Raw genomic sequence first — 13,318 nt, forward strand, 5'->3', positions numbered from 1 at the left:
AATCTGAACACACTCTCTTTTATCTATCCTTTGGGAAAGAGTTCGGATGAAAAGGCATCTGTGACCTGCAATAGTTTTTGGAAGACTTTTTTCTTCAGAGCTACTGTATAGTTGGCAACTGAGCCTCCATACTTGAAGTTTCGATAATCCGTTTCTACTGCTTGGTCAAACAAATCTTGCAATTTCTCGTAAGAATCAATTTGCTGACCATCAATTTCAAAACTATGGATTCCTCGTTTTGCCTTGGCAATAATAGCATCAAACCAGGCCTTCTTCCATTCTTCTAAGTTCTGGAACTTGCCTTTCGAAACCTTCTGGATGATGAAATCATCTCCAAGGGTGTCACGTCCCTCGCTTAACGCCTCATCCTTGTATTTATTAGAAGCATAGCCTAAGAAACCATTTTCGTAGCCATAATATCCCCACATACGGAAGGCATTATGCTTGAAAGAAATGGCTCCTGGAGCTCCCTGACTGGTATTTCCACCATAGATAGCATCCACCATCTTGACATTGACATAAGCTGTCTTAAGTTCTTCTGGTCGGTAAGTTCCCTGATAATGCCTATTGGTGATGATGTTATGTTTGATTAAGTCATCCACAGAATTTAGCTGAGTCTTGGCTTCCTCATCTGTCAATGGACGGACATAGTCCCACTGGTTTGGAGCAAGGAGTTTATTATCCTGATCCTGATAGCGCATTTGCTTGGTCATCTTGCTGAACCAAGCCTTCTTCAAAGCAAGATCATTCTTAGCGAGAACTCGTTCTCCTTCCAGATAATCTAGAAGCATCAAGGCCTCGTTATACCCCTTCATGTAGTGGTCAATCTGCTGGCGTGTTTGCAACTTGGTTGGATCTGGATTGTACCATTGATCCCCATCATTTGGTCGCATGTAGGCCATGTTGAGACCAAGAGCGCCGTACTCACCCTGATGACCTTCCTCAGCTGGCGACTGGAGCATGCCCTGAGCATAGGCTTCTACATAGGTTCCTTCACGATGTTTGTAGCCACCCAGATAGACAATGCGATCGTTGACGTGAGTTGTCTCATGGGTGTAGACAGACAAGCCATACTCACTCATCATATCGATTTCCACAAAGTGAACAGCATCTCTGGAATTTATCTTTGGATAGATAGAGGCATAAGCTCCTAGCTTATTGTCTTTATAGTAGCGACCTGCTGGTCCAAATACCTCACGAATTGGCGCGTAGTCTTCCATACCACTGGTATGTCCATAACGCTCTACCCAGCCACGTCCATCAACGCGATAGCCTTCCCAAACTGGTGTAGCTACATTAAAGTCACTCTTAACCATACGGTCTTTAACTTCATCAGCAGCAAGTCGATACCAGAAATCCAAGTAAGTCAACTGGCGGTCCGCTACTAGATCAATGTCAGCTTTCATCTGGTCTATGGTTTTGCCAGATTTATCAGCTGATCCGAAAGTAATGGTATTGTAGTTGGAAATCAGGAACATCTGTGCCTTCTTGACATTCAACAAAGGCAGAATCATATTGCGATGCAACCAGTTATTAAGATTGTCATAAGCCCGATGCTTCCGATTGGCAATTTCTTGATTCTTCGAAGCTCGCTCTGCTATGTACACATGGCCCTTGGTGGCATTCACAAACCAGTCATTCATATCCTTGTCAGTCGTCAATAACTGTCTGTTGTAGTCTAAGAAGGCATGTAAATCTTCAGATTTTGTATCTTTGGCTAGGACTCTGGCAAAGGTTTCATGAGTCTGGTCGCCTTTTAGGTTGTTCTCTCTTGAACCAAGTTCAATCAATCGATCCAAGATATCCACATTTTGCCCATAAAAATCTGGTCTAAAGAGCATGAGTTCTTTTAGATTATAATCGGCAAATCGGATACCGTAATAGCGATTAAGATAAGCCAGACCCAGCATGATAGCTGATTGATTGTCCTGAACTTTTTTCTTTAAGGCAGCAGTTCTAGCAGGCGATTCATTCCACTGGTAGTCTAGATTGGTAAGTAGCTTATCAACCAGGCTTCCTAGCTTCGCTTTGACCTCTGCAAAGCTTTCTTCTAGGTACCAATTCTGCACTGCCTCAACCTTCTTATCAAGGCTAGTGGTTTGATCATCTAGGATTCGATAAACTCCCTCAGACTGTAAGTCCACTATTTTCAGGATAGCTGTTAGCTCCTTGGCTAAGGCAGAATGATCCTTAACAAGCATATCTGGAGTATAAACCACATCCAAGTCAGCAATCTTATATTCCTTGATGGCAGTCAAGCCAGAATTTTGCGAGGTGATTGCAAACACATCCTTGGTCTTGTCTGCATAATGAACCATGATATGGTCTGCCACTGAAAGATCCGTCACAAAGTCTTTCCCTTTCATGGCGATAACAGAGATTACCTCTTTCTTGGCTAGATTGTGATCAAGATTCAGCTTATTTCCTTGATTAACGATCCATTCTTTATTGTAGAACGGTTGCAATTTTTCAAGGTTGCGATAGGCTTGATCGTGGCGACTATCATAATCTTGGATATCCTGATAAGCGTATTCTTTTACACCAAGAACAGCATGAGATGCAGTACTCGACTTAGCCAGATAGTAGCTGTAGCCTTCTTCAAAGGTTTTCTGAGCATCGCGTTGAATCAAGTCAGTCGCTTCAGCAGTCACCTTATAATATTCTTTGCCATCTATTCTCTCAGTTTGGATTGACTTGATGGCTAAACGGCTGGTCTTATGGTCCTCTGAATTAATCTTGAGGTAGTAGTCTTCCAAATTCCTTGGTGCTTCTGTCAAGTGCTGAATCACAGACTCTTTGCCATTTTCAACCTTAACAAGGTTTGTTTCCTTGATATCTTTTATTTCTAGCTTTTTAAGTTCTAAACGAAGCTTCTTGTCCTCAAGCAGAGTGCTCTCCTCACCCTTACCACGATTGTAGACCATCCTTGTAGATATGGTGTAATCCGTATAAAGTTTTAGATTATCAACTGTTGCTTCCAGCTGATCACTCGTTAAGTCAATGGTCTGATCCTCTAGCCCCTTGGCTTTAATAGTGGCACTAATTTTTGAAACGGAAACACCATCTGCCTTCTCCAAGTTATAACTTAAGCGAGCTGAACGGCCCATCGAATTTCCAGTAATATTTGAAAGAGTTAGGACAGGTTCAGGTTTAATTTCTTCTTTTTCCTTACTGCCACGGATGATAACCTGATCTTTAGCTTCTGTTAAAATCCGTGTTGTTTCTTTCAGCTCTGAGATCCGTTTCCCATCTTTTTCCTCATAGCTGGTAACAATCTCTTTCTCACCATCTTGACCGACTTGCTCGATTCTTGTTTCACCGACAAGCATGTCTGGATCAATCTTTTCCCTAGTTTGTTTAGGAATCAACTCTTTTCGGACTTCAACATGTAGAGTCGGTTTTGCATCTTGAACGAGCGCTTCAGTAGCATTCACACCACCACTATAGCTAGGGAGTTCCTGTTTCAGAGTATCAACTGGAACTGCACCACCTTCATACTCTGGTAAGCTTTCAGCTACTGTACCTTGGCCATTGACTCCACCTTCAAATGTTGGTTTTGTTGGCTCAACCAAGGATTCGCCTGATACGCCACCTGTAAAGTCTGCTTTGTCATGGACTTCTGGGATACCACTTTGACTACTCGAGTCCAGTGTATACTCTGGTAAGCTTTCTGCTACTGCTCCTTGGCCATTGACGCCATCCTCAAATGTTGGTTTTGGTGGCTCAACTAAGGATTCGCCTGATACCCCACCTGTAAAGTCGGGTTTGGCGTGAACTTCTGGGACGCCACTTTGACTACTCGAGTTCGGTGTGTACTCTGGTAAGCTTTCTGCTACCGTACCTTGGCCATTGACGCCACCTTCAAATGTTGGTTTAGTTGACTCAACCAAGGAGTCGCCTGATACACCGCCTGTGAATTCTGGTTTGTCATGGACTTCTGGGATGCCACTTTGACTGCTAAATTCTGGTGTATACTCTGGTATGGCTTCGGATACTGTTCCTTGGCCATTGACGCCTCCTTCAAAAGTTGGTTTAGTTGACTCAACCAAGGATTCGCCAGATACCCCACCTGTAAAGTCTGGGATTTCCTGTTTCAAAGTTTCAACTGGAACTGCACCACCTTCATAGTCTTGTAAGGTTTCAGCTACTGCTCCTTGGCCATTAACACCACCCTCAAATGTTGGTTTTGGTGGCTCAACTAAGGATTCGCCTGATACGCCACCTGTAAAGTCGGGTTTGGCGTGAACTTCTGGGACGCCACTTTGACTACTCGAGTTCGGTGTGTACTCTGGTAAGCTTTCTGCTACTGTACCCGGACCACTGACCCCACCTTCAAATGTTGGTTTAGTGGGCTCAACCAAAGATTCGCCCGATACGCCGCCAGTAAAGTCTGCTTTGTCATGGACTTCTGGGATGCCACTTTGACTGCTAAATTCTGGTGTATACTCTGGTAAGGTTTCAGTTACTACACCTTGGCCATTGACGCCACCCTCAAATGATGGTTTTTTTGGCTCAACCAAGGATTCGCCTGATACGCCACCTGTAAATTCGGAAATTTCATGAACGGCTGCTTGATTTACTGGCTTTGCAGGAGTTTCTGGATTTCCACTAGACGTTAGATCTTGGCCTCTTCCTCTTAAATCCGACTCTAATAAATAACCGACATAGTCATAGCCTTTAATGTCAATAATCCCTTGAGATAAACCATCTGCAGACACAAGGGTTTGGGTTTGATCATAAGCTAGCAAGTCCTTGTGTTCAAAAGCAAATACCTGATAAGGAAGTAATAAGCTCTTACCTAGCGAAGCAATCAATAACACTCCAACTATCTTTGAAGGTTTTTTCTTAGAAAATAGGAAAACCACCAAACTAGCAGTCAAAAGACCAAGACCAGCCAAGGGGAAGGTAACTGTTCCTGTTTGAGGTAAGACGGCTTGTCCCTGCTTGCGATAGACTAAATAATAGCTCTCTTGGCTCAGATCTTGTGGTAATTCATGGTGAATGAGTTCACGTTCAGCAGCTGTCAACTCCGATTCTGCTAAATAGTGAAAGGAAACTTGCTTGATCTCATCAGCCTGAACCAGTTTGGGTTCAAGTGTTCCTCCAATGAAGGCAAGTCCAATCAATACCGAGCCCACCCCCATGCTCAGTTTTCGAATGGCAAATTTTTGTAGCTTTTTTCTATCTTCCATACCAGCTTTGTTCTTGTCCTTAAAGACATCTCCTTTGTTCCGTTTTCATAATCTTATTATAATATTTTGTTGATTTTTTTACAAAATATTTCCGAGATAAATCCACATTTTTAGTATGGCACATATTCCAATATAACCCCTATCCAGCGACCCAGTTATTAGTAGATAGTTTCAATCATTGAAAAACGGATGCCCTTCGCCTTACTTGTTTTCAAAATCAAAAATTTGCGGGAGTAATCCCAACACGTTCTGCTAAATCTCCTGAACGCATTTTTTTCTTTTAGATAAAAGAAAGCTTATCGAAAAGACATTCTACTTCTAAAGTCTAAATTCTACACTTTTTATGAACTAAAACATTTTTAGTAAACTCTTTTTAAGAATATCACGTTCACTCAACATATTCCAACAAATAACCGTAACCCTTCTCTTCCATTTGATCCTTAGGAATAAAGCGGATAGATAGACTATTAATACAATAGCGAAGCCCTCCCTTGTCCTTAGGTCCATCTGTAAAAACATGTCCTAAGTGGGAATCACCAGTTCGGCTTCTGACTTCTGTTCTGACCATATTATAAGACTTGTCTTCCTTGTAGGTCGCAACATCTGGACTGATAGGCTGGGTAAAACTTGGCCAACCACAACCCGATTCAAATTTATCTTTCGAAGAAAAGAGAGGTTCTCCAGTTGCCACATCCACATAAATCCCTGCTTCAAATTTATCCCAGTAACGATTTGAAAAGGCGCGTTCTGTTTGACCGTTTTGAGTCACTGCATATTCCTCAGGAGAGAGGAGTTTTTTCAATTCATCGTCACTCGGTTTTGGATATTTACTCGCATCAATAACAGGATAGGCTGCTTGATTGACATTGATATGGCAATATCCGTTAGGATTTTTCTGGAGATAATCTTGGTGATAGTCCTCAGCCACGATAAAATTTCTTAAGGCTTCCTTTTCAACCGCTAGAGGCTGGTCATACTTCTTAGAAACTTGATCAAAGACTTGATTGATGACTTCTAGGTCTTTATCATCTGTATAGTAGACTCCCGTGCGATATTGGGTTCCTACGTCATTACCTTGCTTGTTTTTACTAGTTGGATTGATAATGCGGAAATAATGGAGCAGGATTTCTTTTAAAGAAATTTGATTGGCATCATAAGTCACATGAACAGTTTCAGCATGCCCCGTTTGGCCGATCAATTCATACTGGGTTGTTTCTCCTCTGCCATTCGCATAGCCAGAAACAGCATCTGTCACACCTGCTACTCTTGAAAAATACTCTTCAACTCCCCAGAAACAGCCTCCCGCTAGATATATTTCATGTAAGTCAGCATCTTTATCTGGCACAGTTTTAGACTTAACATTTTGTCCCTGACTAACTGCTGCTCTCTCGATTTGAGAGGTATCGGTGTAGCTAGCGCTTCTTTTTTCCAAAAGAAATAAAATTCCGATGATGATGCAAATGAACACTCCAATTAAGAGTATTGTTTTTAATTTATCATTCATAATAAGCCTCTAATTCATAGTCTTTAAATTCTCTAAAATAGTTTCCTTGTCCATAAAGCCTGGTTGAGTCTTCACCAATTTGCCTTCTTTATCAATAAATGCCTGAGTCGGATAAGAACGAACTCCGTAACTCGCTAAAAGTTGTCCCGAAGGGTCTAGCAATACTGGTAAAGCTTTATAGTCCAAACCCTGATACCATTTTTTAAAGGCTTCTTCTGACTGCTCCCCTTTTTGACCCGGAGAAACGACTGTCAAAACGACAAAGTCATCGCCAGCTTCTTTTGCCAGTTCATCTGTATCAGGCAGACTAGCTAGACAAATAGAGCACCATGAAGCCCAAAATTTGAGATAGACCTTTTTGCCTTTATAATCTGATAGGCGATACGTTTTACCATCAACTCCCGTAAGCTCAAAGTCTGGAACTGCTTCTCCTTTTTTTGCTACCTGAGAACTAACTTGCGCATTTTTGTCTCCATTTTGTTTATCAGCCTCGCTCGTCGTCTGGTTGTTACAAGCCGATAGACAGACCAGACTAGCGCAGATCAATACAGTTGCTTGCCATTTTTTCATTTTCATCACCTTTCTCGCTCATCATATGAATATAGATATTGTATTATAGCTCTATTATATACCTATCACCCTAAAAATACTTGAAATCTGTTTGGAAAATAAGGCATCTTTTGGGACACAAAAAACTCCCACCTGCTTAGCAGATGAGAGTTTTGGATTATTTAAAGATAGAAGTTTTAAAGCTATCTGTTTGTTGAAGAAGTTTCTTATAAACAGCTTCTTTGAGTTTGGTTACATTATTTGTAGACACAGACTTATTACCATTCTTCTCTGTTTTTAAGGTTGCAGCATCCTTAGCAGCAGCTTCCTTGAATAAGCGAAGAAGATCATTGTAAGATGAAATGTTAGTTCCATTTACTTCAAAGGTTGTCAAACCATTTGTAGCCTTGTCTTTCACTTCTTTATAGTAAGCTTTCTTGAATTCTTCTAAGTTTGCAAATCGACCTTCAGAAATCTTGCTGATAATAAAGTCGTCACCTAGGGTGTTCTTACCTGCAGCCTTAGCCTCTTGTTTATACTTATTAGTAGCATAGCCTAGGAAGCCTTTTTCATATCCGTAGTAACCCCATAATCTGAATGTATTATGTTTAAATGACATTCCTCCAGGAGCACCTTCACTTGTGTTACCACCATAGATACCTGTCATCATAGGGACGTTGACATATGCAGAACTAAAGTCATCTGGTTTATAGACACCATTTCCTGGGCCACGGTTAGTCATAAAGTTGTTATCTACTAGGTCATTCACGGAATGAAGTTGAATAGCTTTTTCAGTATCATTTAGACCACGAACATTATCGTATTGGTTCTTAGAGTTTCCTCTCATTTGCTTATCAACTTTCTTGAACCAAGCATTATTCAATTCTTGACTATTTTGTCCAAGAACTGCATCAGCCTCAAGATTGTCTAACATCATCAGAGTATCGTTATAACCTTTCATGTAGTTATCGATAGCTTCACGTGATTTAAGATCATTTGGATTCGTATTATACCATTGGTTACCATCGTTAGGTCTTTCAAATGCCATGTTTAATCCTAGAGCTCCATATTCACCTTGGTGGCCTTGTGTTGCAGGTGATTGAAGCATACCTTGGGCGAAGGCTTCAACATTTGTACCTTCACGACGACCAAAATTACCGAAGTAAACAAGACGGTCATTTAAGTGTGTAGTCTCGTGTGTGAACGCAGAAGCTCCGTATTCGCTAATCATATTAGACATAACGAAAGTTACTTTGGCACGATTATCATTTGGATTATCGTAAATACTTGCATAAGCTCCAGCAACAGCTCCATTATCACCGTAGTATTCTCCTACAGGTCCATAGATTTCACGGATTGGGGCATATACTTCAGTACTATTTTTGAATTGGCCATAGCGTTCAGGCCAGCCTGGCCAACCATGACCCCAAACATAGAATCCTTCCCAAACTGGATAGACGATATCTTTGAACAATCTATTCTTCACATTATCCAAGGCCAATCGATGCCAGAAATCAAGATAATTAATCTGACGTTGTGCGGCTAAATCAATCTCAGGTTTAAGTTTTTCCAAAGTAGTATTGTACTTATTAGCTGTACCATAAGACATCGTATCGTAAGTAGAAATGAGGAACATTTCTGTCTTATCTAGATTCAACAAAGGTAGAATCATTTTTCTATGAAGACCACGAGTCAAATTGTCATAAGCACGATATTTATGTTCGCCAACTCCTGGATTTTGAGAAGCTTTTTCTACTACATAGACCTTATCCTTAGTCGCATCAATGAACCAATCATTCATATTATCGATATTAGTGAATAATCCTCTGTTGTAGTCTAAGAAACCATTTAAATCTCCAGATTTAGTGTATTTCGCTAGAACTTCACCGAAAGCATCATATGTTCTTGAACCACTAATATTATTTTCTTTAGAGCCAATTTCAATTAATCTATCAAGAACATCAATGTTTTTACCATAGAAATCAGGTTTGAATAACATTAATTCTTTAATGTTAACATCACCGAATTTAACGCCGTAGTATCGATTTAAGTATGTTAAACCTAATAATAGGGCAGCTTTATTTTTCTCAACTTTATCAAGAATCATTTGTTGAGCTGCAGGAGAATTATTAAGTTGGTGGTCTTCATTTTCAACTAATTTAGTTACTAATGTATTAAGATTAGCTTTTACATAGTCAAAACTTTCTTCTAAGAATAGATTTTTAATCGCATTTACTTTATTTGGTCCAGTTCTGCCAAGTTTTTGGTAAATTGAATCAGATTGAAGCTCGATAGGGTTTAAGATATTTACGATACCGTTAATTAAAACACTATGATCTTTTTGAACGATATTAGGTGTATATTTAATACCTAAGTCTGTTACAGTATATTCTCTAACATTACTTAGACCCTCATCACTAGAAGATAGGTTGAAGTAATCTTTTGTTCCATCAGCATAGTGAACAATAATTCTGTTTGCAACACTTAAATCTGTTACAAAGTTATTATCATTCATTGGAGTAACAGAAATAACTTCTTTAGTATTTAACTTGTGGTTCTTAGCTAGTTTATTAGCTTGATTAACGATAAAATCTTTGTTATAAAATGGTTGTATTTTTTCAATATTCTTATAAGCAAGTTTATAGTCTGGATTGTAGTCTTGAATAGACTCATAAGCTGCTTCACGAGTGCTTACATTGTTCAACTTGTTCAATTCATAAGGTTCACTTATGAATTTATCGGCTGTAATATTGTAGCCAGCAACACGCTTATCAGCTTCTTCCTTAGTCAAATGTTTGAGTTTTTTAGGACTCTTGGTATCTTTACCAGTACCATCCTCAGCTGAGCTATAGCCAACTACGCCAAAAAGGTCTTTAATATGTGGGCCACCATCTTCATCGTTAACATCGTTAGATCCAAATATTTCATGACCTTTGATTACTTTAGCATATGTTACGTTATCTTGTACAGCTCCATATGGCCATGTTTTAGAGGCAATACCACCAACGTTTCTAGTATTTTTAACATCAAGGATACCCTTGGCAACAGAATTGGTTAATCTTGCTTTTGTACCTGATTTCCAACTATTTAGCATATAAGTGACAAATGGTACTAGCATACTTGCATTGGCATTTTGGGCCGTAATAGTCGCATCTACATAGGCTCTATTGACAAAGCCCATATAGTTTGAACCAGCAATACCACCAACTGTCGAGTTATTCCCTAAAGAGTTGACTTTACCAATAAAGGCGACATTTTCAACCTTACCATCTTCATCAATTTTATTGACAATACCTGCAACATCATTGTTACCAGTAACCGAACCAGTCACCTTAACATCTTCAATCAGACCTTTATTTTTAAGGTTAAATCCAACCGTCGCAATTTGATTTTGACCAGAACGATTAATATCTACATTTTCAAAGTTGATGTTCTTAATAGTCCCACCATTAATGACATTGAAGAGTGGATGTTCCAAATTATAGATAGCATAACGTTTGTCACCATCACTCAATAGTTTACCAGTAAACTCCGAAGTAATGTAAGATTTCCCTTGAGGAACAACGTTACGAGCACTCATACTTTGACCCAGTTTAAATTCACCAGCAGGATTTGCCTGAATGGCTTGGATCAATTCTCCAAAGTCGTAGAAAACACCATCTTGGCTAGCTTTTGGTTTTTCAATATAGTAGGTATAAGTTTCATTAAAGCGACTATCGGCATTACGTTGAACCAAGTTCTCCGCTACTGCTGTTACCTTGTAGACTTGTTTTCCATCAATTGTTGACTCTTCGATTTTTTGAACCGCTAGTAGATTGGTTTTATGGTCATTAGAGGTAACTTTCAGATAATAGTTTGACAAGTCGGTTGGCACTGAAGTCAGTCGAGTTTCATCCATTTCGATTTGATTTTCATATTTGATCAAATCCGTTCTTAGAATATCTTTAATCTCGATTTTCTTTAAATCCAGTCGCAGTGGTTCTTCCGTGAGAACAACTTCTTCGTTCCCATTTCCACGATCGTAAACCATCTTGGTCGCAATCTTGTAGTCCTTGTAATACTTCAAGCTTGTAAGATTAGCGGTCAAATCTCCCTCAGACATATTGACTGTTTGAAGGCTAGTGTCTCCATCTTTCAAAACAACTTCAAGAGATTTAATGGTTACACCTGTTGGTTTCACCAATTGGTAACGAACCTTAGCACTACGCTCTAATTCTTCTTTGTCTATATGATTGAGAGTCAACGTTGGCTCAGTCAGGATTTGATCACCTTTTTTGATGATACGATCTTGAACTGCTTCAACAACTACCTCTGAAATCGTTGGAGCATCTGCAGTTTTCACGCCCTTAAGAGTCTTATAGACTTTGGTAATCTTTTTCTTACCGTTTTGACCAGCTTGAGCAACAACTTCTGTTCCCTTCGGAAGAGTGCTGTCTACTTCTGTTCTTGTCTCGAAAGGAATTTCTTCAAATGAAACTTCTTCAACTTGACCTTCAATAGCCTTTGTACCACGACTAATTTTTTCGTTTACTGGAGCCTTAACAGTTTCTGTACTCGTGCTAATTGGGTCCCCAACTTTTTGGCCATTGACTGTCTTATAGACACGATGAATCAGCTGACTTCCTGCTTGACCATTTTGAATTACTGTTTCTTCATCAGTGTATCGAGTATCGTCATTTACATACTCTCTTGTATATGGAACTTCTACAGTTTCAGTTTCTGTGATAGTTGCTTCAGCTACTGTATACTCTGGTAATTCTGGCTGAACTAGGGATTCACCTTCGTGACCTTCTTCTTGGGTGCCTTTGGCTGTAATCTCGCCGGTGTAAGCTGGCAACTCTGGCTGAACTAAGGATTCACCTTCGTGGCCTTCTTCTTGGGTACCTTTGGCTGTAATCTCGCCGGTGTAGGCTGGAGCTTCTGGTTGAACTAGAGACTCACCTTGGTGGCCCTCTTCTTGAGTACCTTTGGCTGTAATCTCGCCGGTGTAAGCTGGCAATTCTGGCTGAACTAAGGATTCACCTTGGTGGCCCTCTTCTTGCGTTCCTTTGGCACTAATCTCACCCGTGTAGGCTGGAGCTTCTGGTTGAACTAAAGCTTCGCCTTGGTGACCCTCTTCTTGGGTGCCTTTAGCACTGATCTCACCTGTATAAGCTGGTAATTCTGGCTGAACTAAAGACTCACCTTCGTGACCTTTTTCTTGAGTACCTTTGGCTGTAATCTCGCCGGTGTAGGCTGGCAATTCTGGCTGAACTAAGGATTCACCTTGGTGGCCCTCTTCTTGGGTGCCTTTGGCTGTAATCTTGCCGGTGTAGGCTGGCAATTCTGGCTGAACCAAGGATTCGCCTTCGTGACCCTCTTCTTGGGTGCCTTTGGCTGTAATCTCACCCGTGTAGGCTGGCAATTCTGGCTGAACCAGAGATTTGCCTTCATGACCTTCTTCTTGAGTTCCCTTAGCAGTCGTCATTTGCTCTGGTTGTTCTTGGAAGTCTGATGCTTTAAAGTAACCGACGTATTCGTATCCTTCAATTTGAATGACACCTTTTGCCAAGTCCTCTTGACTACTTGCTGCAATCGTTTGATTGAAGGACACCAAGATTTTATTCTCAAAGGCTTGAGCTGACTGAGGGATAAAGTAACTACCACCTAGAGCTCCAATAAAGAGAAGGCCAAGCATTTTATTGCGGTGTTTTTTAGACATCACCACAACAACCATAGACGCTGTTGCAAATCCAAGAGTTGCCAGTGCTAACTCCTTGCTTCCAGTGTTCGGCAATTGTTGAGAATTCACTTCCTTCTTTCTGTAAACAAGATAGACAAGATCATCTTGTTTTAAATCAGAAGGGAGTTCGTGATGGATCAAAGCTTTTTCTGCTTCTGTCAATTCTTGTTCAGCCAAATAATGGTAATGAACTTGGTTGGGTGTTGCCACTTCGTTTGCTGAAACAGTTTCAACTAAAAAGCTATTTGCCCCCAAAAGAAATGTCCCGATAACCGCAGAACCGACACCAACCGAGAACTTCCGAATAGAGTATTTAATGACTCTCTCAAACTGCATTTTTCTAGTATTCAT

General features: G+C 40.3%; 4 protein-coding genes and 1 pseudogene. All 5 read right to left on the reverse strand.

The features are described from left to right. Positions 1-23 precede the first annotated feature (23 nt). The gene (locus O3633_RS03100) at positions 24-5,192 is read right to left on the reverse strand and encodes an SIALI-17 repeat-containing surface protein (RefSeq protein WP_371620347.1); all 5,169 of its coding nucleotides are present in this window, start codon (positions 5,190-5,192) and stop codon (positions 24-26) included. A gap of 158 nt (positions 5,193-5,350) precedes the next feature. After that, positions 5,351-5,463 (reverse strand): annotated as a pseudogene (locus O3633_RS03105) (helix-turn-helix domain-containing protein). Between the two features lie 117 nt (positions 5,464-5,580). Then, on the reverse strand, positions 5,581-6,696 hold the full coding sequence (gene msrB / locus O3633_RS03110; RefSeq protein WP_371620348.1) for a peptide-methionine (R)-S-oxide reductase MsrB: 1,116 nt from the start codon (positions 6,694-6,696) through the stop codon (positions 5,581-5,583). Between the two features lie 9 nt (positions 6,697-6,705). After that, positions 6,706-7,266, reverse strand: coding sequence for a TlpA family protein disulfide reductase (locus O3633_RS03115; protein ID WP_371620349.1), 561 nt, complete (start codon positions 7,264-7,266; stop codon positions 6,706-6,708). A gap of 157 nt (positions 7,267-7,423) precedes the next feature. Then, positions 7,424-13,318 carry a ZmpA/ZmpB/ZmpC family metallo-endopeptidase gene (locus O3633_RS03120; RefSeq protein ID WP_371620350.1) on the reverse strand — a complete coding sequence of 1,965 codons (5,895 nt, stop codon included), beginning with the start codon at positions 13,316-13,318 and terminating at the stop codon, positions 7,424-7,426.

This window comes from Streptococcus sp. 27098_8_22, assembly GCF_041432415.1.
GTDB classification, from domain to species: domain Bacteria; phylum Bacillota; class Bacilli; order Lactobacillales; family Streptococcaceae; genus Streptococcus; species Streptococcus pseudopneumoniae_M.